This is a genomic window from Collinsella sp. LCP19S3_A7 (assembly GCF_052121995.1).
Lineage (GTDB): Bacteria > Actinomycetota > Coriobacteriia > Coriobacteriales > Coriobacteriaceae > Collinsella.
In genome coordinates this window covers 57,156-80,253 of record NZ_JBQKDE010000003.1, presented here as the reverse complement: position 1 = coordinate 80,253, position 23,098 = coordinate 57,156, and the positions used below count along the sequence as shown (strand labels likewise).

General features: G+C 60.2%; 22 protein-coding genes. 18 read left to right on the top strand and 4 right to left on the bottom strand.

Annotation, left to right across the window (positions count from 1 at the left end; genetic code table 11):
* Positions 1 to 208: 208 nt before the first annotated feature.
* From rplS to ACTQV3_RS02455, 17 genes are all read left to right on the top strand, one after another.
* The gene (rplS, locus tag ACTQV3_RS02535) at positions 209 to 550 is read left to right on the top strand and encodes a 50S ribosomal protein L19 (protein ID WP_117583231.1); all 342 of its coding nucleotides are present in this window, start codon (positions 209 to 211) and stop codon (positions 548 to 550) included.
* A gap of 93 nt (positions 551 to 643) precedes the next feature.
* Positions 644 to 1,432, top strand: coding sequence for a ribonuclease HII (locus ACTQV3_RS02530; protein ID WP_154516244.1), 789 nt, complete (start codon positions 644 to 646; stop codon positions 1,430 to 1,432).
* Positions 1,433 to 1,620: 188 nt separating this feature from the next.
* Positions 1,621 to 2,106, top strand: coding sequence for a YraN family protein (locus tag ACTQV3_RS02525; protein WP_441067774.1), 486 nt, complete (start codon positions 1,621 to 1,623; stop codon positions 2,104 to 2,106).
* On the top strand, positions 2,106 to 3,629 hold the full coding sequence (locus ACTQV3_RS02520) for a YifB family Mg chelatase-like AAA ATPase (protein WP_441067772.1): 1,524 nt from the start codon (positions 2,106 to 2,108) through the stop codon (positions 3,627 to 3,629). The genes ACTQV3_RS02525 and ACTQV3_RS02520 overlap by 1 nt, the downstream gene beginning before the upstream one ends.
* On the top strand, positions 3,629 to 4,561 hold the full coding sequence (locus tag ACTQV3_RS02515; RefSeq protein ID WP_427717562.1) for a DNA-processing protein DprA: 933 nt from the start codon (positions 3,629 to 3,631) through the stop codon (positions 4,559 to 4,561). Before ACTQV3_RS02520 ends, ACTQV3_RS02515 begins: the two co-directional genes overlap by 1 nt.
* A 14-nt stretch (positions 4,562 to 4,575) precedes the next feature.
* A complete protein-coding gene (gene trmFO, locus ACTQV3_RS02510) occupies positions 4,576 to 5,913 on the top strand; it encodes a methylenetetrahydrofolate--tRNA-(uracil(54)-C(5))-methyltransferase (FADH(2)-oxidizing) TrmFO (protein ID WP_427717560.1) in 1,338 nt (445 codons plus the stop codon).
* Positions 5,877 to 6,830, top strand: coding sequence for a tyrosine recombinase (locus ACTQV3_RS02505; RefSeq protein ID WP_427717601.1), 954 nt, complete (start codon positions 5,877 to 5,879; stop codon positions 6,828 to 6,830). Before trmFO ends, ACTQV3_RS02505 begins: the two co-directional genes overlap by 37 nt.
* A gap of 230 nt (positions 6,831 to 7,060) precedes the next feature.
* Positions 7,061 to 7,789, top strand: a complete 729-nt coding sequence (rpsB, locus tag ACTQV3_RS02500; RefSeq protein WP_055285135.1) for a 30S ribosomal protein S2 — start codon at positions 7,061 to 7,063, stop codon at positions 7,787 to 7,789.
* Positions 7,790 to 7,834: 45 nt separating this feature from the next.
* A complete protein-coding gene (tsf, locus tag ACTQV3_RS02495) occupies positions 7,835 to 8,704 on the top strand; it encodes a translation elongation factor Ts (protein WP_022094736.1) in 870 nt (289 codons plus the stop codon).
* 117 nt (positions 8,705 to 8,821) lie between these two features.
* Entirely contained in the window at positions 8,822 to 9,544 is a 723-nt protein-coding gene (pyrH, locus tag ACTQV3_RS02490; protein WP_427717558.1) for a UMP kinase, read from the top strand.
* Positions 9,545 to 9,546: 2 nt separating this feature from the next.
* Positions 9,547 to 10,083, top strand: coding sequence for a ribosome recycling factor (frr, locus tag ACTQV3_RS02485; protein ID WP_006236112.1), 537 nt, complete (start codon positions 9,547 to 9,549; stop codon positions 10,081 to 10,083).
* A gap of 1 nt (position 10,084) precedes the next feature.
* Positions 10,085 to 10,879 carry an isoprenyl transferase gene (locus ACTQV3_RS02480; protein WP_441067768.1) on the top strand — a complete coding sequence of 265 codons (795 nt, stop codon included), beginning with the start codon at positions 10,085 to 10,087 and terminating at the stop codon, positions 10,877 to 10,879.
* 2 nt (positions 10,880 to 10,881) lie between these two features.
* Entirely contained in the window at positions 10,882 to 11,781 is a 900-nt protein-coding gene (locus ACTQV3_RS02475; protein ID WP_441067766.1) for a phosphatidate cytidylyltransferase, read from the top strand.
* Positions 11,781 to 12,968, top strand: a complete 1,188-nt coding sequence (dxr, locus tag ACTQV3_RS02470; protein WP_441067764.1) for a 1-deoxy-D-xylulose-5-phosphate reductoisomerase — start codon at positions 11,781 to 11,783, stop codon at positions 12,966 to 12,968. The genes ACTQV3_RS02475 and dxr overlap by 1 nt, the downstream gene beginning before the upstream one ends.
* Positions 12,969 to 12,993: 25 nt before the next feature.
* The gene (locus ACTQV3_RS02465) at positions 12,994 to 14,355 is read left to right on the top strand and encodes a M50 family metallopeptidase (protein WP_441535789.1); all 1,362 of its coding nucleotides are present in this window, start codon (positions 12,994 to 12,996) and stop codon (positions 14,353 to 14,355) included.
* Between the two features lie 13 nt (positions 14,356 to 14,368).
* On the top strand, positions 14,369 to 15,451 hold the full coding sequence (ispG, locus tag ACTQV3_RS02460; RefSeq protein WP_441067760.1) for a flavodoxin-dependent (E)-4-hydroxy-3-methylbut-2-enyl-diphosphate synthase: 1,083 nt from the start codon (positions 14,369 to 14,371) through the stop codon (positions 15,449 to 15,451).
* A gap of 12 nt (positions 15,452 to 15,463) precedes the next feature.
* A complete protein-coding gene (locus tag ACTQV3_RS02455) occupies positions 15,464 to 17,173 on the top strand; it encodes a proline--tRNA ligase (protein WP_441015537.1) in 1,710 nt (569 codons plus the stop codon).
* A gap of 162 nt (positions 17,174 to 17,335) precedes the next feature.
* On the opposite strand, the gene ACTQV3_RS02450 is transcribed toward ACTQV3_RS02455, so the two are convergent.
* From ACTQV3_RS02450 to adhE, 4 genes are all read right to left on the bottom strand, one after another.
* Positions 17,336 to 18,187 (bottom strand): IS3 family transposase, encoded by an 852-nt coding sequence (locus tag ACTQV3_RS02450; RefSeq protein ID WP_441549996.1) that lies wholly within the window; start codon positions 18,185 to 18,187, stop codon positions 17,336 to 17,338.
* 20 nt (positions 18,188 to 18,207) lie between these two features.
* Complete coding sequence (locus ACTQV3_RS02445) at positions 18,208 to 18,699, bottom strand: transposase (protein WP_441568602.1); 492 nt, start codon at positions 18,697 to 18,699, stop codon at positions 18,208 to 18,210.
* A 97-nt stretch (positions 18,700 to 18,796) separates the two neighbouring features.
* Positions 18,797 to 19,561, bottom strand: coding sequence for a phosphotransferase (locus ACTQV3_RS02440; RefSeq protein WP_427717541.1), 765 nt, complete (start codon positions 19,559 to 19,561; stop codon positions 18,797 to 18,799).
* Positions 19,562 to 19,648: 87 nt separating this feature from the next.
* Complete coding sequence (adhE, locus tag ACTQV3_RS02435; RefSeq protein ID WP_154516260.1) at positions 19,649 to 22,297, bottom strand: bifunctional acetaldehyde-CoA/alcohol dehydrogenase; 2,649 nt, start codon at positions 22,295 to 22,297, stop codon at positions 19,649 to 19,651.
* 233 nt (positions 22,298 to 22,530) lie between these two features.
* Between adhE and ACTQV3_RS02430 the strand changes: the two genes are divergently transcribed.
* Positions 22,531 to 22,974 (top strand): hypothetical protein, encoded by a 444-nt coding sequence (locus ACTQV3_RS02430; protein ID WP_441067758.1) that lies wholly within the window; start codon positions 22,531 to 22,533, stop codon positions 22,972 to 22,974.
* Positions 22,975 to 23,098: the final 124 nt, after the last annotated feature.

Genomic DNA, 23,098 nt, shown 5'->3' with positions numbered 1-23,098 from the left:
GTTTAGTGTATAGACCCCTAGCGTAGCCCCCTTCATGCCGCCCGTCTCATTTGTGAGGCGGGCGGTTATCATGTGCGGGTTTTGTCTTTTTGTCTGCGAAAAAAATTGTTCTTGCAGCAGAAACCCGCGCGTGTATACTCGAATACGTTTGTTCAACTACGTGCCGGCCAAGGTGGTACGGCACCTCTAGAAGAGTAAGGAATTGCACATGGATTACATCCGCGCAATCGAGCGTCAGCAGATCCGCGAGGACATCCCGCAGGTCCGCGTTGCCGACAACGTCAAGGTTCACTACCGCATTAAGGAAGGCGACCGCGAGCGCATCCAGGTTTTCCAGGGTGACGTCATCCGCATGGCCGGCGCCGGTGCCCGTGAGACCTTCACCGTCCGCAAGATTTCCTTCGGTGTCGGTGTTGAGCGTACCTTCCCGCTTCACAGCCCCAAGATCGCCAAGCTCGAGGTCGTCCGTCATGGTCGCGTCCGTCGCGCTAAGCTGTACTACCTCCGCGACAAGGTGGGCAAGGCTGCTCGCATCCCCGAGAAGCGCTAAGAAGATCGCAGCGTCTGTCCACTCGTTTGGACACAAGGGTCACCTTCGGGTGGCCCTTCTTTTTATCTGATTTCCATGCAAGGAGGGCCTGGTATGGCCAATATGACGAGCTCGATTTCGGCATCGCAGGTTGCCGGCGAGCTGGCGAGTGCCACGTTCGAGGAGATTCCCGCCCTCGTGGAGCACTATCGCGAGGATCCGCGCCAGCAGGTGATCAAGGCTTGCGAACGCGCACTTAAGCGCCATGCCAAGGAACTTTCCGAGCGCGAGCGCGTCAACGGCATGTACGAGCTTATGCATGAGCTTGGCGGCGATGGCGTGGTCGTTGGTGTTGACGAGGTGGGGCGCGGCTCTGTCGCCGGCCCGTTGACGGTCTGCGCTGTCTGCCTTCCCATGGAGCCGCGCGTTTGGGGCATTAACGATTCCAAAAAGCTCACGCCTGCCCGTCGTGAGCTGCTCTCGGTGCAGATTGCCGAGGTGGCTACGGCCATTGGTTTTTGCCATATCGCGCCTGCGGACATCGATGAGATGGGCATGGCCCGCGCCATCCGCGCTGCCGTCGCGGGCGCCGTGGCCGATACGGGGCTCGAGCCCGATTGCGTGCTTATGGACGGCAACCCTTTGGGCGCCGTCCCTAACGAGCGCGATGTGGTCAAGGGCGATGCCAAAATCGCCTGCATCGCCGCTGCTTCCATTATGGCCAAGGTCACGCGTGACGAGATGATGGTCGAGTACGACGCCGAGTATCCCGAATATCATCTTGCCGAGTCGAAGGGCTACGCAAGCCCCGAGCACATTGAGGCTATTCGTAAACATGGCCTTTCTCCGTTGCATCGTGTGAGCTTCTGCGGAAATTTTTTGCAGACGGAGCGTCTTTTTTAAGGCAAATATGGAGACAGGGACTTCTGGGATTTTATAAACCAGCTGGTGGGGACCGCATGCAACGCAATTGTTGCATGCGGTCCCTTTTTTGTTTGTTTTTGGTTGGACTTTGGTTTTCTTTTGGTACTTACCCGCAAGAAAGGCGGCCTCATGATCGGGTCAATATCGTGCGCGGGAAAGGAGACCCCATGTGCGCCGCAAGTGCAAAGAGCAAGACGCAACAGCTCAAAGAGCTTTGGGAGAACGGGGAGATTGATTGCGCGTCGATTACGCCTGGGTTCATTAAGGGCCTCAGTCCTCGAGAACTGGGCATGCTGGGCGAGCTTATTGCAATCGATTACTTTCGTGAGCGCGGATATGCCCTCTTGGAACAGGGCTACCGGTGTCCCGAGGGCGAGGCCGATCTGGTACTGCTTGATGAACTTGATGATATCGTGGTGATGGCTGAGATCAAGACAAGGCGCGTCGCCCTAGATTGCAACACGCGGGTCTTTCCCGAGGAGGCGGTGGACGCCCAGAAGCAGCGTCGCTACCGCCGTATCGCGAGTTGTTACCTTATGGATCACTATCCCCTTAAGGCGATTCGCTTCGACGCGGTGGGCGTTACTATCCGCGGCGGTCATATTGCGGAGATTGAGCATCAATACAACGCATTCGATTGGCAGGTATCGTGATGGCGTTTGACACCTTTGCCGTCCACGCTGCATGTATTCGTGGCGTCGAGGCGATTCCCGTCACGGTCGAGGTCTCGCTTGCCGGCGGTATTCCGGGTATCCAAATGCTTGGCATTCCAAGTATGGAGGTGATGGAGTCGCGTGGCCGCATACGCTGCGCAATGCGCTCGGCGGGATTTGAGATTCCACGAGCGGGCATTACCGTCAACTTGGCTCCGGGCGACATCCGTAAAACGGGCAGTGGTTTTGACCTGCCGATTGCCATCGCTGTACTGGCGGCCGATGGGCAGATTCCCCGCGACCATCTAGACCATTGCCTTATTGCCGGTGAGCTCGGGCTGGATGGTAGCGTGCTGCCCGTAAAAGGCGAGGTTGCGTTTCAGTTGTTGGCGCGTGATATGGGTCTGTCCTTTATTGCGGGAAGGTCGGATCAACATGTACCGCTTGCCGGTGTGGACTGTGGCTTTATCGACCATCTGTCTCAGCTCGCCCGCGGTATGGGCGAGGCGGCTCGGCATTATCTGGATTCCGAGGGTGTCGAGGCGTCGTTTGAGCCAGAACTTGATTATGCCGATGTGCTGGGGCAGGAGGTTGCCAAGCGCGGCATTGCGCTTGCGGCGGCGGGGGAGCTCGGCCTGCTTATGATTGGCTCGCCGGGTTCGGGCAAGACCATGCTCGCACGCCGCATGACGGGTATCTTGCCCGAGCTTTCTCTCGAGGACCAGCAAGAGGCGCTGTGCATCCATTCGGTCTTGGGCGAGAACATCGATGGTTTGCTGGCGGGACACCGGCCGTTCCGTAGCCCCCACCACAGCATTTCGACTGTGGGCCTTATTGGCGGCGGACGGCCGGTGCACCCGGGCGAGATTAGCCTAGCGCACGGCGGCGTGCTCTTTTTAGACGAGCTTGCCGAGTTTCCCAACAGCGTGCTGCAGACACTCCGTCAGCCCATAGAGCGCGGCTACGTCAAGATCGTACGCGTCGATGGGGCTTTCACGTTTCCCTCGCGGTTCCAGCTGCTTGCCGCGAGCAATCCCTGTCCCTGCGGCTTTTTGGGCGATCGCGAGGTGCCGTGCCGCTGCTCGGCTTCGATGGTTGAGCGCTATCGGTCTAAGCTACGTGGTCCCTTGGCCGATCGTATTGACCTTATGATTGACGTGACCCGACCCGACCCGCAGGTAATTATCGAGGGCGCCGAGGGTATGTCGTCAGCTGAACTACGTGACTATGTTGTGCGGGGTCGGGCATTTCGTGCCTGGCGCGAGTCCCGTATGGACGATGCAGATGCCGAGGCCGAGGACGATGAGTCACGTTCCATCGACGGCGTCGTGTCGACCTTTGCGCTCGATGGGGCAGCGGAAAAGTGCGTGCTCGGCCTGTCGAGGCGCACACATCTCACAGGGCGCGGCATCGTGCGCTTGGTGCGTATCGCGCGCACGATCGCCGATGTTGCCGAAAGTGAGCGGGTAACCCAAGACCACGTGCTCGAGGCGGCGATGTACCAGGGGAGGAGGGACCAGTAATGCCCAAGGAGACTTTTGAGCTGCATCCCGGTGATGCGTTGTATCCAGCTACCGTTTTGGAGCTCTCCGATGTACCCCAGACGCTTTATGTGCGTGGCGACCCCGCCGCACTGTCGACGCCCGCGCTCTCAATCATCGGCGCTCGTAAGGCCTCGCCGTACGGCCTTGCCGTGGCAGAGCTGGCCGCGAAAGTTGCGGTCGAGGCGGGGGTGACGGTGGTCTCGGGCGGTGCGGTCGGCTGCGACCAGGCCTCGGGTTGGGCTGCGGTCAACGCTGGTGGCAGGCACGTCGTGGTGTTGGGTACGGGCGCCGACGTGGTTTACCCGCGCTCGAGTGCAGGGCTCATCGCGCGCACGATCGATACGGGCGGCGCGGTCGTGTCCATCTCGCCTTGGGGTATGGGGCCACGCAAGTTTGCCTTTCCGCGGCGTAACCGGGTGATTGCCGCGCTTTCGCAGGCGCTCTTCGTGTCGGAGGCCGGCATGCCCTCGGGCACGTTCTCGACAGCGGAGGCCGCCATGGACCTGGGGCGCGAACTGCTCGCGGTACCGGGCTCCATTTTGTCACCAGAGTCGCGTGGGACCAACTACCTCATCGCCAACGGGGCCTGCTGCATTGTTGACGAGGAGTCTATTGAGATGGCCATCTCGCGAATTTACGGCACCCTGCGCTATTCGCGTCCCGATGCGCCCGGTATCGCCGATCTGGACCCCACGCAGCAGGCCGTGATGCACGCGCTCATTGCCTCGCCGCTCAAGGTCGATGACATTGCCGCGCTCGTCTCCCTCGATGCCGTCGGCGTGCTCAAACTCCTGGGCTCACTCGAGCTCGAGGGACTCATCGAGCGCATGATGGATGGAAGGTATGCGCCCTCAAAGTTTGCGCTTCACGCTCAGACGCCCTTCGGTCACAATGGAAAGCGTGTCAATTAGAAAGGTGTTTGCAGATGCTGTTTGATCAAGTGACGGTTATCGGTGGCGGTCTGGCGGGATCGGAATGCGCGATTCAGCTGGCAGATCGCGGGTTTGCCGTAAAGCTGTGCGAGATGCGGCCGCTGGTGACCTCTCCTGCCCACCATACCGATCACTTGGCGGAGCTCGTCTGCTCCAATTCGTTTAAGTCGACCCGACCCGATTCCGCCGCCGGCCTGTTGAAGGCCGAACTCGAGCGTATGGGTTCGGTGCTGCTCGACTGCGCTCATCGCGCTGCCGTTCCCGCTGGTGGCGCCTTGGCGGTCGACCGTGTTAAATTCTCCGAGCTCGTCGAGGCCGAGGTTGCCGCCCGTCCCAATATCGAGGTCGTTCACGGCGAGGTCACCCAGATTCCCGAGGGCCATGTGGTTATCGCCGCGGGTCCCTTGTGCTCACCGGCGTTGAGCGGGGAGGTCATGAAGCTCGTCGGTGGTGATTCCCTGGCGTTCTTTGATGCCGCGGCCCCGATTGTCGATGCCTCGACGCTCGATATGGATGTGCTGTTCTCGCAGTCGCGCTACGAGGAGCAGGGGAGTGGCGACTATCTCAATGCCCCGCTCAACAAGGAGGAGTACGAGGCCTTTATCGAGGCGCTTACCACGGCCGATCGCGTGGTGCTCAAGGACTTTGAGGGTGGGGACCTCTTCCAGGCCTGTCAGCCAGCCGAGGAGGTTGCGCGCACGGGCAAGGATGCCATCCGCTTTGGCGCTATGAAGCCCGTCGGGCTCACCGACCCGCGCACCGGTCGCCGTCCCTGGGCGGCGATTCAGCTGCGCGCCGAGAACAAGGAGAAGACCGCCTATAACCTGGTTGGTTTTCAGACCAACCTGACCTTCGGCGAGCAGAAGCGCGTTTTTCATATGGTTCCCGGTCTGGAGAATGCCGAGTTTTTCCGCTATGGCGTCATGCATCGCAATACCTTTGTCGATGCTCCCCATGTGCTCGATGGGACCTTCGCCGTGCCCGGCACGGGCGTGCGCCTTGCCGGACAGATTACCGGTACGGAGGGTTACATGGAAGCGGTCGCGACGGGTCTCCTCGCTGCGCTCAATACCTATGCCGAGGCTATCGAGGTTGCTCCTGTCGAGCTGCCGCGCGTGGGCGCTCTCGGCGCGCTCGTGGGCTATGCGACCGATCCTGCTACGGTCGGATATCAGCCCATGCATGTTAATTTTGGCCTGGTGCCTCCCCTCGAGGACGGTAAACGCCGCAGCAAACGTGAGCGCTATCAGGCCTATGCGGATCGCGCCCTTAAGGCCCTGGATTCCTATCTGGAATCGCGCTCCGACCTGTTTGGGGGCGACCGGCCATAGCCTTTGACCTGTACGGTGCCGTCGACTCGTTCATAGCCTATATTGCACGCGTCGAGGGGCTTTCTTCTAACACTGTTATCGCTTACGGCTCTCGTCTTGAGCGTTTTGCCGCTTGGTGCGAGCGTGGGGATATCGATGCACGCACGGCGGACGTACGTACCGTTCGCATGTATCTGGCGGAGCTGTCGCGCGAGCAGGTGGCGCCCAGGACGATTGCGGCGCACCTGTCTGCCATTCGTTCGTTCTATCGATGGATGGCTGCCGAGGGTCTTATCGATGGAGACGCTGTCTCTGCGATTGCCTCGCCCAAGCTTCCACGCGATTTGCCCGGGGTGCTGACCACCCAGCAGGTTAAGGCACTGCTTGCAGCGCCAGACGTTTCAACGCCTGCGGGACTGCGCGATGCGGCGATGCTCGAATTGCTCTATGCATCTGGGGCTCGCATCTCCGAGCTTGCGGCACTCAATGTTGAGTCCATTGCTTGGTCCGAGCGAACGCTGCGGCTTTGGGGTAAGGGGAGCAAGGAGCGTATCGTGCCCCTGTATCGGCGTGCTCTCGATGCGACCCGCCGCTATATTGAGGAAGGAAGACCGGAGCTTCTTGCTCAGGCAAAGCGTGGCGACGGTACGAACGGTGTGCATCCGCTGTTTATCTCGGCACGCGGCAACCGTATGAGCGCCGCCATGCTTAGGCGACGGTTTCATATGTTGGCGACGCTTGCGGGCATTCCTTCCGATATCGCCCCGCATGCGATGCGCCATACTTTTGCGACCGATTTGCTCGAGGGCGGAGCGGACTTGCGCTCTGTCCAGGAGTTGCTGGGGCATGCAAGCTTGTCCACCACGCAGATTTATACGCATCTCACGCCCGATCGGCTCAAACGCGCCGTTACCCAAGCCCTTCCGCGCGGCGAGTAAGGCAGGAGAGGGGTTCTATCCAATCGATCGCGCGTCCGTGTGTGTGGTTTTGATTTCGGGTTGGCAGAAAGATGTAATCCTGCTATCATTCATCGGGTTGCTTCACGGCAACAGGTTTTTATCACGCACGCGCGGCTACTTCATACCGTGGTGCCCGGGCTTTGGTAGCACATGTCCGGGTTGGTTTTGGAGGATGACCCCGCGCGGAGGCAAACCACAGGAGGTTTAACATGGCTACCAAGATTAATATCCGCACCCTGCTCGAGGCCGGCTGCCACTTCGGTCACCAGACCCGTCGCTGGAACCCCAAGATGAAGCCGTTCATCTTCGGTGAGCGCAACGGCATCTACATCCTCGACCTCAAGCAGACCATTCTTGACGCCGACCAGGCTTACACCTTCGTCAAGAACGTTGCCAAGGGTGGCAACGTGCTGTTCGTCGGCACCAAGAAGCAGGCTCAGGAGGCCGTCAAGAACGCCGCTGAGCGCGCCAACATGCCTTACATCAACCAGCGTTGGCTCGGCGGCATGCTGACCAACTTCGTCACCATCCGCTCCCGCATCAACCGCATGGAGGAGCTCGAGGCCATGGTCGAGGACGGCCGCATGGCTGTTCTTCCCAAGAAGGAGCAGGCTGTTCTGGGTAAGGAGCTCGCTAAGCTCCAGACCAACCTCGGTGGCGCCCGCGACATGAAGGGTCTGCCCCAGGCTCTCTTCGTCATCGACACTAAGCGCGAGGAGAACGCCATCAAGGAGGCCCAGCGCCTGAACATCCCCGTCGTCGCTCTGATCGATACCAACTCCGATCCCGACGAGGTCGAGTACGGCATCCCCTGCAACGATGACGCCATCTCCGCTGTCACCCTTATGTGCGAGCTCATGGCCGACGCTTGCCTCGCTGGCTCCGGCAAGGAGCAGGTCTCCGAGGCCGAGATGGCCGCTGAGCCCAAGGCCGAGTAAATCAGTCCTATTTAAGTCTTTTTCATCTCTTTGAAAGGAACCACAATGGCCCAGATTACCGCCGCTATGGTCAAGCAGCTCCGCGAGATGACCGACTCCCCGATGATGGAGTGCAAGAAGGCTCTCGTCGAGGCTGACGGTGACATGGACGCCGCTGTTGACGTTCTGCGTAAGAACGGCCTCGCTAAGGCTGCCAAGAAGGCTGGCCGCGAGACCAACGAGGGCGCTGTCGCCGCGTTCGTCTCCGAGGATGGCAAGACCGGCGCTCTGCTCGAGCTCTCCTGCGAGACCGACTTCGTCGGCTCCAACGCCAAGTTCACCGGCTTTGCTTCCAAGGTCGCCGAGGTTGTCGCCACCACCGAGCCGGCCGATGTCGACGCTCTGCTCGAGAAGCCGATGGGCGAGGAGACCGTTTCCTCCGAGCTCACCGAGATGATTCACATCATGGGCGAGAACATGAAGATCTCCCGCTTCGCCGCCCGCAAGGCCGAGAACGGCGCTCTCGCTTCTTACATCCACATGGGTGGTAAGATCGGCGTCCTCGTCGAGTTTGCTTTCGAGAAGGCTGAGACCGCTCAGGCTGAGTCCTTCAAGACCTTTGCCCACGACGTTGCCCTTCAGGTTGCCGCCGTCGCTCCGATCTGCGCTACCCGCGATCAGGTTCCGGCCGAGACCGTCGAGCATGAGAAGCAGATCTACATGGCTCAGGCTGCCGAGTCCGGCAAGCCCGAGGCCATCCAGGAGAAGATGGCTGTTGGCCGCCTGGAGAAGTTCTACAAGCAGTCCGTGCTCACCGAGCAGGAGTTCATCAAGGACAGCTCCCTCACCATCAAGAAGTACGCTGAGCAGGTCTCCAAGGAGCTCGGCGATACCATTACCGTCGTTGCCTTCGACCGTCTGGTCCGTGGCGAGTAAATAAGCTCTTGTAGCTGGTAATGAGCAGGCTGTGGGTTTTACTCACAGCCTGCTTTTTCATGCCTCTAAGCAGAGCCTTTGATATCATATTGAGAGTCTAATTAAAGGAGGATCGCTTTGTCCGACATCCGATATAAACGCGTGCTTTTGAAGCTTTCCGGCGAAGCACTGATGGGCGATGGCCACTATGGCATCGACCCCAAGGTTACCGACCATCTTGCCAAGCAGGTCAAGGAGCTGCTCGCCGTTGGCCATGAGGTCGGCATCGTTGTCGGCGGCGGCAATATTTTCCGCGGCATGGCTGGAGCTGCCGGCGGTATGGAGCGTGCTCAGGCCGATTACATGGGCATGCTTGCAACCGTTATGAACGCGCTCGCCCTGCAGGATGCCTTCGAGCATAACGATGTTCCTTGCCGCGTTATGAGTGCCATCCAGATGAACGAGATTTGCGAGCCCTATATTCGTCGTCGCGCCATCAATCACCTGTCCAAGGGCAATGTCGTTATCTTCGCAGCCGGCTCGGGCAATCCGTACTTTACGACTGACACCGCCGCGGCCCTTCGTGCCTGCGAGATCGGTGCGGAGATTCTGATTAAGGCCACCAAGGTCGACGGTATCTACGACAAAGATCCCGTCAAGTGCGCCGATGCCGTCCGCTTTGACAAGATCACCTATCACGAGGTGCTCGTCCGCGGCCTGCAGGTTATGGATTCCACGGCTACGGCCCTGTGCCAGGATAACCGTATGCCCATTTTGGTCCTCAACATCGATGGCGAGGACAACGTCAAGCGCGCGCTTTCGGGTGAGCCCGTCGGCACGCTCGTCTATCAGGAGGATTAAGCATGGCAGAGAACATCACCGCCCACATGGACAAGTCGCTCGAGTCCCTCAAGCATAACTTCTCCAAGGTCCGTACCGGCCGAGCCAACGCTAACATTCTGTCCGACATCACCGTCGATTATTACGGTGTTCCCACGCCGGTCACGCAGGTTGCCGCCGTAAAGACCCCCGAGGCCCACATGCTGCTCATCGAGCCGTGGGATAAGGCGCTTATCAACGCCATCGTCAAGGCCATCGGCGCTTCCGATCTGGGTATTACCCCCAACTCCGATGGCACCGTTGTTCGTCTTCCGTTCCCGGCTCCCACCGAGGAGCGCCGTCGCGAGCTCGTCAAGGAGTGCCGCGAGTACGCCGAGCAGGCCAAGGTGTCTATCCGTAACATCCGTCGCGACTTTAACAACAAGCTCGAGCGCGATGAGGAGCTCACCGAGGACGATGTCCGCCGTGAGCAGGCCAAGGTGCAGAAGCATACCGACGAGTATGTCGCCAAGGTCGAGGAGCTTCTGAAGGAAAAAGAAGCCGAGGTCATGGAGATCTAAGGTGCAATACGACGAGAACAAACTGGTCGAGTACTTTGCCGACGCCCCTACGGGCGTCGGTTTTTCCGACCTTGACCTCAATAACATTCCGCGCCATATCTCGTGCATCATGGACGGTAACGGTCGCTGGGCTACGGCGCGAGGTCTTGCCCGTACCGAGGGCCACAAGGCGGGTATCGTCTCCCTTCGCGAGATCATTACCGCCTGCGTGCGTCTGGGCGTCGACGTGCTTTCCGCCTATGCGTTTTCAACCGAAAACTGGAACCGCCCGCAGCATGAGGTTAACGTCTTGATGCATCTGTTTGCCAAGACGTTTATCGATGAGCTGCCGCTTCTGAAGCGCGAAAACGTCCGTGTTGTCTTTTTGGGTGATATTTCCGCGCTGCCCAAGAAGACCCGCGACGTTTTTGAATGCGGTCTTGCCGAGTGCGCCGATCACACCGGTATGACGCTGGCGCTTGCCGTCAACTACGGCGCTCGTGCCGAGATTACCCGTGCCGCCCGTCAGCTTGCGCTCGATGCCGCCGCCGGCAAGATCGACCCTGCTGTTATCGACGATGATATGGTTGCTTCGCGCCTGTACACCGCCGGTCTTCCCGATCCCGAGCTGGTCATTCGCACCTCCGGCGAGCTTCGCCTTTCGAACTATCTGCTGTGGCAGGTGGCTTATTCCGAGTTCTATGTCACCGATACCTATTGGCCTGACTTTGATCGTTGGGGCCTTGTTGACGCCATTTTGGCCTATCAGGGCCGTGACCGTAGGTTTGGTGGACTGAGCAAGACCGAGGAGGCTTAATCGTGTCCGATCGTCCCAAGGCATCTGCTCCCAAGACGCCTGCGCGCAAAGCTGCCACTGCGGGAGCGCCTGCGGCGAAGAGCGGCACCGGTTCGTGGCTTGCGGGCTTTATTACCCGTGCCGCCGCCGGTATCGTCTACGCCGTCGTCTTTATCCTGTGCCTGGTTTTGGGTATCGTGCCCACCGCCATTTTTGTCTCTGTCATGAGCGGGCTTTGCTGCTTTGAGTTTTTCCGTATGACGAGGCTCGATGGCAAGGTCGCCAACGAGCACCTGGGCATTATTGCCGCCGTGCTCTTTCCGTTATCGGCGCTTGGCGATTCGCTTTTGCTGAACGCCCTGCTTTTTGCACTGATGCTCGCGGTGGGCATTTGGTATGTTTGGTCGCCGCGTACCCGCATCTCTGATGTGGCCGTGACGCTCATGGGTCCCATCTACACAGGCTTTATGCTGTCGGCTATTGTGCTGCTGCGCGATGCCGTGCCCGGTTTTGCCGGCGCCCTGCTTTCAGTGGGTGTTTGCGCGTCCCTTTGGGTCTCCGATTCGTTTGCCTACATCGTGGGCAGCCGTATCGGCAAACACAAGATGGTCCCCAAGATCTCTCCCAACAAGAGCTGGGAGGGCTTTGTCGGCGGCATTCTGGGCTCGGTTCTCATCTGGCTCATTTTGTGGGTGACGCATTTCTATAAGCTGAGCTTGCCCTATGCGCTGCTTTGTGGCGTGGTTGTGTCCATCTTGGGTGTTATCGGCGACCTTATCGAGTCGCGCATCAAGCGTGGCGTGGGCGTCAAGGATTCCGGCAACCTTATCCCGGGCCACGGCGGCATGCTCGATCGTAGCGACTCGCTTATCTTCGGCTGCATCACCGCGCAGCTGATGCTGATGATCGGAGGCGTGCTGTAATGTCCTTCCAGACGACGTATGGCTCCGATGGACGTCTCCGTGTTGCCATCCTGGGCTGTACGGGCTCTATCGGCGCTCAGGCGCTCGATGTTTGCCGTCAGCATGCCGATCGTCTGCAGGTGACGGCGCTTTCCGTTCATTCCAGCACCTCCGAGCTCGTTGCCGCTGCCCGCGAGTTCTCGGTTCCGGCGGTTGCCGTGGCCGATGTCGCTCATGGCGACGACGCCGTGCTGCAGGAGTTGCCCGAGGGAACGGAGCTCGGCGTTGGTGCGCAGGCGGTTTGCGAGCTCGCGCGTCGCGACGATGTTGACTGCGTGCTTGTCGCTATTGTGGGCGCCGCCGGTCTCGAGGCGAGCCATGTGGCCTTGACCTCGAATAAGCGCCTTGCCCTTGCCAATAAGGAGTCGCTCGTTGTTGGCGGTGACCTGCTGATGCCGTTGGCTCAGCCCGGTCAGCTTATCCCGGTCGATTCCGAGCACTCTGCAATTTACCAGTGCTATCTGGGTGAGAATCCGCGCGAGGCCCATTGTATTTGGCTTACCTGCTCGGGCGGTCCGTTCTTTGGCCGTTCGCGCGAGGAACTCGACCGTGTGACGCGCGCCGATGCCCTGGCGCACCCTACGTGGGCTATGGGTGCCAAGATCACGATCGACTCCGCTACCCTCATGAACAAGGGCTTGGAGCGTATCGAGGCGATGCACCTGTTCGGTTGCGACCTCGACTTTATCAACGTGGTCGTTCAGCGCCAGTCAAAGATTCATTCGATGGTCGAGTTTTCCGACGGCTCCGTGATGGCGCATCTCGGGGCATCTGACATGCGCATTCCCATCCAGTTTGCCTTCTCGTATCCCGAGCGCTGGGATACTCCGGCTCCGCGCATCGATTTCCGCGAGTTGGGTCAGCTTACCTTTGATGCGGCCGACATGGATACGTTCCGCTGCCTAGCGCTGGCCGAGCGTGCGGGCAAGACGGGCGGCACCATGCCGTGCGTGCTCAATGCCGCCAACGAGGTCGCCGTCGATGCCTTCCTGCATGATGGCTGCAGTTTTACCGATATCGATCGCATTGTGGAATCCTGTATGGATGCGCATGATGCGCAGACGGTCGATTCGTTTGAACAGCTTCGCGGTATCGATGCGTGGGCGCGTGAAAAGGCCGCGCAAGTGCTCGTCGCAACCCGTTCTTAACCCATAAGGATTGCTTTTTCGTTTTATGGAAACTGTTCTGAGCGTTCTCTCATCGGTCTTTTGGGGCCTGCTGATGCTTTCCGTCCTCGTGTTTTTGCACGAGGGCGGCCACTTTTTGGCGGCGCGTGCCTGCGGCGTCCGGGTGACTGAGTTCTTTTTGGGCCTGCCGTGTCGCTTTGATATCCACCATACGTCTCGTCGGATCGGCACCAAGTTTGGCGTGACCCCGCTGTTGCTTGGTGGGTATGCTGCCATCTGTGGCATGGATCCGACCGATGTTTCGTGTGCCGATCGCGTGCTTGCCGCCATCTATCGTCACGGCCGTGTGACGGTGGCCGATCTTGCCGTCGAGCTTGAGCTGTCCGAGGAGGATGTGCTCGAGGCCTGTGCTTTGCTACTGGGTTGGGGCTCCATAGCTCCTTGGTATGAAGAAGGGGAAAAGCCTTCGCCTGGTTACTATCCCACCAAGTACCAGACCCTGCCGCGTGATGCGGCGGGTTATACCACCTTTGACGGCCGTCGGTTCGATCGCGAGCACGCGACTGCCGAGGGCGATGTATGGGAACTGCCGTGCGGCGAGGCCGAATTCCTTGCACGCGAGCGCTCGCACACCTATTTGGGTCAGGTCTTTATCAAGCGTGCCTTTATGCTGCTTGCGGGCATTATCGTCAATATCCTGACGGGCTTTTTGCTCCTTATGAGCATCTATTCCATCGCGGGTGTCACGGTGCCGGTGGACACCAATGTGATCGGCCAGGTTGATGAAGGCTCGATTGCCTCCGCGGCGGGAATCGAGGATGGCGACGCGATTCTTTCGGTCGACGGAGTATCGTGCTCTACCTGGATGGACGTTTACGATGCCATTGGCAAGGCTGCCGGTAAGGACGATATCGCCATTGAGTACGAGCGTGACGGCAAGAAGCATTCGACCACGGTTGCGCTCAAAGAGAACGATCGCCTAGGTGTGTATGTCTCTACGCAGGTGGTCCGTTTAGACCCCATTACGTCGGCTCGCCTGTCGTTCTCCTATGTCGTGCAGACAGCGCAGGGCGTGATGCGCCTGCTCCAGCCGCAGCATACGATGGAGATTCTCGATCAGTCCTCCTCGATCGTGGGTATTAGCGTTATGTCCTCACAAGCTGCTGCTGCCGGTCCTGCCACGTTCCTTTCGTTTGCCGCGCTCATTTCGTTCTCGCTTGGCTTTATGAACCTGCTGCCCATCCCACCACTCGATGGCGGCAAGTTGGTCATCGAGATCATTCAGAAGATTGCGGGCCGCGAGCTTCCGCTCAAGGTCCAGACGATTGTGAGCTATGTGGGCATCGCGCTCTTTGCGCTGCTGTTTGTCTATATGCTTCGTTCCGACATCCTTCGATTTATTCTGTAGGGGAGTGTTTGGATTGTCTTTATCCCATCCTTTGCCTCGCGAGTTGACGCGCCCTGTGCATGTGGGCGGCGTGCAGATCGGTGGAGGCGCGCCGGTGGCGGTCCAATCCATGACCTGCACCGATACCGCTGATGCCCAGGCAACGCTTGCGCAAGTGTGCGCGTTGGCGCAGGCTGGCTGCGATATCGTGCGCGTGAGCGTGCCCACCGAGGCCGCGCTTGAGGGTTTCCGCACCATCTGTGCCGAGTCTCCGGTGCCGATCGTTGCCGATATCCACTTTAACCATAAGCTCGCCATTGGTGCCGTTGAGGCCGGTGCTGCCAAGCTGCGCATCAATCCCGGAAATATCGGCGATTGGGCCAAGGTTGACGCGGTGATCGATGCTGCGGGTGCCGCGGGCTGTGCGATTCGTATCGGCGTCAATGCTGGTTCGCTTGAGCAGGATATCGCTGAGCGCGACGACCTCACGCAGCCCGAAAAGCTCGTGATGTCGAGCGAACGTTTCGTCAAGCATTTTGAAGACCGCGGCTTTACGAACATTGTGCTTTCGGCCAAGGCCCATAGCGTGCAAACGACGCTCGACACCTATCGTGCCCTGTCGCGTGAGATTCCCCACGTTCCGCTCCACCTGGGCGTAACCGAGGCGGGTACCAAGCTGCAGGGCACCATCAAGAGCTCGGTGGGCCTTGGAATCCTGCTGTCCGAGGGAATCGGTGACACCATGCGCGTTTCGCTCACGGCCGATCCGGTTGAGGAGCCGCCGGTCGCCTGGGGAATTTTGCAGTCGCTGGGCCTGCGTCGCCGCGGCCCCGAGATTGTCTCGTGCCCCACGTGCGCCCGCTGTCAGGTTAACCTGATCGCAATCGCCGAGGAAGTAACCGAGCGGCTTAAGAACTATGCCGCGCCGCTTTCGATTGCCGTCATGGGATGTGCCGTCAATGGCCCCGGTGAGGCTTCTGATGCCGACCTGGGCGTTGCTTGCGGACGTGGTCAGGGCCTGCTCTTTTCGCACGGCCAGATCATTGGTAAAGTAGCGGAGGACCAAATTGTCGACGCGCTTATGGCCGAGGTCGACAAGCTTATTGAGGAGAAATAAATGACCCGAGCAATGTATATGTCTAAGCTGTATGCTCCGACGCTCAAAGAGGATCCGGCCGACGCTGAGCTTGCGAGCCATCGCCTGCTGCTCCGTGCCGGTATGATCCGCAAGGAGGCCGCCGGTCTCTATTCCTATCTGCCGCTCGCGTGGCGCTCGATTCGCAAGATTGAGAACATCGTGCGCGACGAGATGGACGCCGCCGGCGCCCAGGAGCTCATGATGCCCATCATGGTCGATGCCGAGCTGTGGCGTGAGTCCGGCCGTATCGATGCCTATGGCAAGGAGCTCGTGCGCTTTGATGACCGCCACGGCCGCGAGTTCGTGCTCGGCCCTACGCACGAGGAGACCGTGACTGCCCTGGTGCGCAACGAGCTGCGTTCATACAAGCAACTGCCGGTGAATCTCTATCACATCCAGGACAAGTTCCGCGACGAGTTCCGTCCCCGCTTTGGCCTGATGCGCGGTCGCGAGTTCATCATGAAAGACGCCTACAGCTTTTCTGCCACGCAGGAGAGCCTGCAGGAGGAGTACGACAAGATGAAGCAGGCCTACGCCAATATCTGCGAGCGCTGCTACATTAAGGCCCTGCCCGTCGTCGCCGATTCCGGCGAGATCGGTGGCGATACCTCCGTCGAGTTCATGGCGCTGGCAGAGGCCGGCGAGGCTTCGCTGGTCTACTGCGACGATTGTGGCTTTGCTGCCGATGACGAGGCGGCAAGCACCAAGGTCGTTGTGACCGAGGGCCCCGGCGACGGAACACTCACCAAGGTCGAGACTCCGGGTATGGGCACCATCGAGGCCGTCGCCAAGTTCTTCGGCTTCCCCGAGAACGGTACGCGCAAGTCGCTGGCTCTCATCGACGCCGAGGGCAAGCCGGTTGTGGCCATCGTTCCGGGCGATCATGAGCTCAACGACTGCAAGGCCGAGCATGTCTTTGGCAAGGGCTATCGCATGATGACCGACGAGGAGCTCCAGACCTACGGTCTGCATAAGGGCTTTATCGGACCGGTTAACCTGCCCGAGGGCATTCGTCTGGTCTGCGACGAGAGCCTGCGCGAGTCCAAGCAGTGGGCCTGCGGTGCCAACGAAGTCGACTATCACTTTACCGGTGCCTGCCCCGAGCGCGACTTTACCGTCGACGAGTGGGCCGACCTGGTTACCGTCGTTGCCGGCGACCCTTGCCCGCACTGCGGCAAGCCGCTCTCCGCTGCTCGCGGCATCGAGGTTTCCCAGGTCTTCCAGCTGGGCACCAAGTACTCCGAGGCCATGGGTGCCACCTTTATGGACGAGGACGGCAAGGAGAAGCCGCTTATCATGGGTTGCTACGGCGTGGGCGTGTCCCGCTCGCTCGCTGCCGTCGTGGAGCAGCACAACGACGAGCACGGTATCGTTTGGCCGGTCTCCGTTGCCCCGTACGAGGTTGCGGTGATTCCGCTCGACCCCAAGAAGGAGGAGTGCGCTTCTGTTTGCGATCAAATCGTCGAGGGTCTGTGCGCCGAGGGTATCGAGGTTGTCGTTGACGACCGTGACGAGCGTCCCGGCTTTAAGTTTGCTGACAACGACCTTATGGGCTTCCCTTATCAGGTGGTGCTCGGCAAGCGCGGCCTTAAGAACGGTACCGTCGAGCTCAAGGATCGTGCCACGGGCGAGCGCGAGGATGTGGCGATCGATGAGGTTGTCGCCAAGGTGGCTGAGCTTGTGAAAGCAGCCCGTCGTTAATCGAGCCCGCTGCGTTTAGTGCACTTGTTAAGCGGCCCTGCGTCTCTCGAGGTAGAGATGCAGGGCCGCTTTTGCGTCTAAGGGACAGTTGTTGCTAAAAGGAAAACCCCGCAGCCCATGCGAGTGAACTGCACCCCAAAACTTGGACGGCTTAAATAAGAACTACGCCGCAAGGGACTGTCTCCGGAACTCCTCCGGGGTCAGTCCCTTCAGTTTAACCTGGCGCCTCCTCGTGTTCCAATGGACCACGAAGTCGTCGAGGTCCGCCTTGAAGGACTCGAAGTCCGGCCACGTCCTTCCGCGGAAGAACTCGTCCTTGATGTGGCCGAACACCTGCTCCGTCGCGCCGTTGTCGATGCAGTTGCCCTTCCGGGACATGCTCTGCACCACGCCGGCCTCCTCCAACCGTCTGCACCAACCGGCCTGCTGGTACTGCCAGCCCATGTCCGAGTGCAGGATCGGCCTGGAGCCCTTGGGCTTCTTGGACACGAGCTGGTCGAGCAGCTCGTGCTGCTGAGCCATGTTGGGGTGCAGCGACGTGGACCAGGCGACGATCTCCTTGCTGCCGAAGTCGTAGACCGGCGCGAAGTAGGCCTTGCCCCAGGGCTGCTTGAACTCGGTGACGTCGGTGCCCATCTTCTGCCAGGGCCCGTCGGCTTCGAAGTCCCTGCCGATGACGTTTTCGAAGGTCTTTCCGACCTTGCCCCTGTAGGAGTTGTACCTGTGGTAATCGGTCTCGCGGCGGATCCCGCAGCTGATGCCCATCTCGTGCATCATCTTGAGCGCCGTCTTGTCGGCTATGCGCACGCCCCGCTCGGCGCGCAGGCACATGGCGATCTGCCTGTGGCCGCACCCGTTGGCGGTGCGCGAGAATATCTCGGCGGCGGCCTCCCAGAGCTCGGGCCTGGTGGGAGCCTTCGGGTGCGACAGCGCGTAGTAGTAGCTGGACCGGGCCATGCCGGCGCACTCCAGCAGGCGCCCCAGCCCGTGCCCCTCTTCGCGCAGGACCCTCACGGCCTCGACCTTCGCCCTGGTCAGAGCCCGTCCCTCTCGACCAGGGCACGCAATTTTTTTAGGTAGGCCACCTCGGTCTCGAGCCTTCGGCAGCGCTCCTCGAGCTCCTGCTCGCGCGTGCGCGGCCTCGCCTTGGAACCGCTCGGCCGGCCCTTGGGCCTGGGCCTGAGCGCCTCGGCGCCGCCCTCGCGGTAGAGCGCGCACCATCTCTTGAGCGGCGCCAAGGACATGACCCCGAACGCCTCCATGGCGTCCCGCTTGCTCATGCCGCCGTCGACGACGGCGGAGGCGGCGGCGACCTTCTGCTCGTATGTGTACCTGGTCTGCTTGCCGTCCATGGATAGCAGCACCTCGCTTCCGAACGACCGGTATACGTAGAGCCATTGTCTCACGGTGTCGCGCGGGACCGACAGCGCCTTCGCCGCCGACTCGGAGCCGTGGCCTCGCTCGAAGAGCCCGATCGCCGCCTTCCTGGCCACGATGTCGTGCTTCACCCTCAAGTCGACACGCATAAAAAGCCTCCCATTTCTCATGTCCAAGAAATGGGAGGCAGCTCAGAGCTGTGGGGTTTTCCTTTGTGCCTCCGATGCGAAATAAATCGCTCAGATATTACTGATAATCGACGACGTCGATCCAGTTCTTAAGGAACTCATCGTTCACGTTGCGCTTACGAGCGAGCTCGGAAGCGGCGACGATGCTCGTCCACTGACGCACGACCTGCATGGGCATGTCGGCGCGATCGCAGTAGAGCTCCAGGTAGGCCTCGGCCTGGTCCTTGCTGTTGAGGGCAAAGAGCAGGTAGGTGGTGGCAACGTCGGCAGCAGGGGAGCCCTGGGTGGCGTGTGCCCAGTCGCAGACGTACAGCTGGCCGTCGTCGCCAACGATGACGTTGGAGGGGTTGAAGTCGCCGTGGCAGACCTTGAACTCCTTGGTCATGCCGTCCAGACGCTCCTGAAGGTTGTAGCGCGTGGTGGCATTGAGCTGATCGAGGCTGTCGATCATGCGGGCGAACTTGTCGCGCTGACGGTTGAGCAGCGGGGAGGTGTAGCCGTGGATCTCGATCTGGAGGTCGACGAACATCTCGAGGTACTCACCAAAGCGCTGGGGCTCGGCAGCCATCTTCTCGGCAAGGGTGGTGCCCGGAACCTTCTCGGTCACGAGCGCCCAGCCGTTGGCGTTCTCGAGCTGAGAAACCTCGAGAGCCTTGGGGCTGCGGATGCCGCACTCATTGATGCGGGCAAGATTCAAAGCCTCGTTGAACACGTCGGAGACGGGCTTGGTCTCGTTAAAGACCTTGACGATCTTGTCGCCCAGGTCGTAAACGACTTTGTTGCCGCGACGGACGAGCTCGGTCTTGGATTCGGGGAGCAGCATGATTGCATCCTTTCAACGATGCGATAGAAGCAGCGGCGGGGGCGTGCGTGCGCCCGTTCACCCCCGCCGAAATAACCGTGCTAAAAACTAGCAGACGGCGTAGTCCTGGGGCTCGCGGCCATAGTAGGCGTCCAGGTAGAGCTCCTTGATCTCGCTCATGAGCGGGTAGCGCGGGTTAGCGCCGGTGCACTGGTCGTTGAATGCCTGCTCGGTCATCTCGTCGAGGGTGTCGAGGAAGTACTGCTCGTCAACACCGTAGTCGGCGATGGTCTTCTTGACACCGATGAAGTCCTTGAGCTCCTCGAGCTTCGTGATGAAGTTCTCGAAGACCTCCTTGTCGTCCTTGCCCTCGATGCCGCAGTACTTGGCCATCTCGGCGTAGTTGTGCAGCGCGTTGGGGTAAGGATACTGGGAGAACGTGCCCATCTTGACGGGAGCCTCGGCGGCGTTGTAGCGCATGACGCGAGTCAGGATGATGGCGTTGGCGATGCCGTGGGGCAGGTGATGGAAGGCACCGAGCTTGTGGGCCATGGAGTGGTTGAGGCCCAGGAAGGCGTTGGCGAAGGCCATACCGGCCATGCAGGAGGCGTTGTGCATCTCCTCGCGGGCATGCGGGTCCTTGGCGCCGTTTTCGAAGCTGGAGGGCAGGTTCTCGAAGACGAGCTTGGCAGCGCGCTCGGAGAGGCCCTTGGTGTAGTCGGAGGCCATGATGGAGACATAGGACTCGATGGCGTGGGTCATGACGTCGATGCCGGAGGCGGCGGTCAGGCCGCGCGGGGCGGTCATGCAGTTGTCGGCGTCAACGATAGCCATGTTGGGGAGCAGCGCGTAGTCGGCGAGCGGCCACTTGATGCCGGTCTCCTTGTCGGTGATGATGGCGAACGGCGTGCACTCGGAACCGGTGCCCGAAGAGGTCGGGACGGCGACGAAGTAGGCCTTCTTGCCCATCTCGGGGAAGGTGAAGATACGCTTGCGGATGTCCATGAAGTCCATGGCCATGTCCTCAAACTTGCACTCGGGGTGCTCGTACATCATCCACATGATCTTGCCGGCGTCCATAGCGGAGCCACCGCCGACGGCGATGATGACGTCCGGCTCAAAGAGAGCCATCTGCTTGGCGCCGCGACGTGCGCACTGCAGCGACGGATCGGGCTCGACGTCGTAGAAGCAGTCGTGGGCGATGCCCATCTCGTCGAGCTTGGCCTCGATGGCGCGGGTGTTGCCATTCTTGAAGAGGAACTGGTCGGTGACGATAAAGGCGCGCTTCTTGCCCATGACGCTGCCCAGCTCGTCGAGAGCGACGGGCGTGGAACCCTTCTTGAAGTAGACCTTCTCGGGAGCGCGGAACCACAGCATGTTCTCACGGCGCTCGGCCACAGTCTTAACGTTGATCAAGTGCTTCACCCCAACGTTCTCGGAGACGGAGTTGCCGCCCCAGGAGCCGCAGCCCAGGGTCAGAGACGGCTTCATGCCAAAGTTGTACAGGTCACCGATGCCGCCGTGCGAGGACGGGGTGTTGATGACGATACGGCAGGCCTTCATGACATGCTCGAACAGGCTGATCTTCTCGGCCTGGGCGGGATGCACGTACAGAGAGGCGGTGTGGCCCGGGCCACCGGCGAGTACCAGGTGCTCGGCCTTGTCGACGGCCTCCTGGAAGTCCTTGGCGTGATACATGGCCAGGACAGGGGAGAGCTTCTCGTGGGAGAACTCCTCCTTGGCGGGGTCGGTGGAGGTGACCTCGGCGATCAGGATCTTGGTCTTGGCGGGAACCTCGATACCGGCGAGCTCGGCGATCTTGGCGGCAGCCATGCCGGGGATGCGGTGATCGAGAGCGCCGTTCTTGAACATGGCGCCGCGCAGGGCCTCCATCTCGGCACCCTGCTTGACGAAGTAGCAGCCGCGCTTCTGGAATTCGGCCTTAACCTGGTCATAGATGGTGTCGATGACGGTCACGGACTGCTCGGAAGCGCAGATCATGCCGTTGTCGAAGGTCTTGGAGTGGATGATGGAGTTGACGGCGAGCAGCACGTCGGCGGTGTCGTCGATGACGACCGGGGTGTTACCGGCGCCAACGCCCAGGGCGGGCTTGCCCGAGGAGTAGGCGGCCTTGACCATGCCCGGGCCACCGGTGGCGAGGATGATGTCGACATCGCGCATGACCATGTTGGTCAGCTCGATGGAGGGGACATCGACCCAGCCGATGATGCCCTCGGGGGCGCCGGCCTTGACGGCGGCGTCAAGCACGAGCTTGGCGGCGGCGATGGTGCACTTGGCGGCAGCCGGGTGCGGGGAGATGATGATGGCGTTGCGGGTCTTCAGGCTGATCAGCGTCTTGAAGATCGCGGTGGAGGTGGGGTTGGTCGTCGGGATGACGGCGCCCACGATGCCGATGGGCTCAGCGATCTTGGTGATGCCGTAGGCCTCGTCGCGCTCAATGACACCACAGGTCTTGGTGTTCTTGTAAGCGTTGTAGATGTACTCTGCGGCGTAGTGGTTCTTGATGACCTTGTCCTCAAGAACGCCGCGACCGGTCTCCTCGATGGCCATCTTCGCCAGCGGGATACGAGCCTTGTTGGCGGCCATGGCGGCCTCGTAGAAAATCTTGTCGACCTGCTCCTGCGTGTACGTAGCAAAAAGCGCCTGGGCCTCTCGCATCTGAGCGAGTTTAGCCTCAAGCGCCTCTACGTTGTCCACAATTGCGGGAGTAGTGTTTTCCGGTGACTTTTTCACCATTTGTGTCTCCTTGCGATCGGAGATTTACCCTACGTGTTGCATGATAGCAAGAAATTATTCGGCGAACGGTAAGATTCCCGTAAAAGGCACACTAAAACGCTTCAATCTACTGAAGCGTTTTAATTAAAAATATCAGCCTGGCATCGGCCCGCTCATTGGGGACAGACTTATATGAGTGCTTTCACTCATTTGGGACAGATATCGTTTTGCCATTGAGCTGTTCTGGACCTGTTATGGCAGTGCAGCTGCTCGATTATATTCATCTCAATCCCGTGAAAGGTACGCTCGACTCGCTCGAGGCGTACCGTTGGTCAAGCTTCAAGGCATATCAGCTGGGCTACGATCCCTTTGACATTTGTGATGCGGCCCCTATGCTCGATATTGTCGGAGGCTCCCGTTGCTATTGCGAGCATCTCAAGGAAGCTGCCGGGCGCATCTGGTCGGTGGAGGTTCTTCCACGCCGTCGGATCCCCGATGAGGAGGCCCTTTCCGTTGCGCGCGAAGTCCTGCCGAGCATAGATCCTACGCTGCTTAAGGCCCTGCCACGCCCCGAACGCGATGCCTGCCTGCTGAGGCTCAGGCAGGCACATCTCACGGTCAAGCAAATTGCCCGTATCACCGGTATCGGCGCTACAAGTGTGACCAAGGCCACTGCAGGCTGGAAGGAAGCTGCGTGAGGCAGGGGCCGGAGCTAGTCGGGGCGCCGCAGACACGCATCGTGTCTGTCCCCAATGAGTGCAAACACCCATGTAAGTCTGTCCCCAATGAGTGCCCAATGAGTGCAAAAAGGCGCCCTCCACA

Bases quoted from the DNA above. Each gene is read 5' to 3' on its own strand.
- rplS (WP_117583231.1), top strand. From the start codon at position 209: ATGGATTACATCCGCGCAATCGAGCGTCAGCAGATCCGCGAGGACATC.
- ACTQV3_RS02530 (WP_154516244.1), top strand. From the start codon at position 644: ATGGCCAATATGACGAGCTCGATTTCGGCATCGCAGGTTGCCGGCGAG.
- ACTQV3_RS02525 (WP_441067774.1), top strand. From the start codon at position 1,621: ATGTGCGCCGCAAGTGCAAAGAGCAAGACGCAACAGCTCAAAGAGCTT.
- ACTQV3_RS02520 (WP_441067772.1), top strand. From the start codon at position 2,106: ATGGCGTTTGACACCTTTGCCGTCCACGCTGCATGTATTCGTGGCGTC.
- ACTQV3_RS02515 (WP_427717562.1), top strand. From the start codon at position 3,629: ATGCCCAAGGAGACTTTTGAGCTGCATCCCGGTGATGCGTTGTATCCA.
- trmFO (WP_427717560.1), top strand. From the start codon at position 4,576: ATGCTGTTTGATCAAGTGACGGTTATCGGTGGCGGTCTGGCGGGATCG.
- rpsB (WP_055285135.1), top strand. From the start codon at position 7,061: ATGGCTACCAAGATTAATATCCGCACCCTGCTCGAGGCCGGCTGCCAC.
- tsf (WP_022094736.1), top strand. From the start codon at position 7,835: ATGGCCCAGATTACCGCCGCTATGGTCAAGCAGCTCCGCGAGATGACC.
- frr (WP_006236112.1), top strand. From the start codon at position 9,547: ATGGCAGAGAACATCACCGCCCACATGGACAAGTCGCTCGAGTCCCTC.
- dxr (WP_441067764.1), top strand. From the start codon at position 11,781: ATGTCCTTCCAGACGACGTATGGCTCCGATGGACGTCTCCGTGTTGCC.
- ACTQV3_RS02465 (WP_441535789.1), top strand. From the start codon at position 12,994: ATGGAAACTGTTCTGAGCGTTCTCTCATCGGTCTTTTGGGGCCTGCTG.
- ACTQV3_RS02455 (WP_441015537.1), top strand. From the start codon at position 15,464: ATGTATATGTCTAAGCTGTATGCTCCGACGCTCAAAGAGGATCCGGCC.
- ACTQV3_RS02445 (WP_441568602.1), bottom strand. From the start codon at position 18,699: ATGCGTGTCGACTTGAGGGTGAAGCACGACATCGTGGCCAGGAAGGCG.
- ACTQV3_RS02440 (WP_427717541.1), bottom strand. From the start codon at position 19,561: ATGCTGCTCCCCGAATCCAAGACCGAGCTCGTCCGTCGCGGCAACAAA.
- adhE (WP_154516260.1), bottom strand. From the start codon at position 22,297: ATGGTGAAAAAGTCACCGGAAAACACTACTCCCGCAATTGTGGACAAC.
- ACTQV3_RS02430 (WP_441067758.1), top strand. From the start codon at position 22,531: ATGGCAGTGCAGCTGCTCGATTATATTCATCTCAATCCCGTGAAAGGT.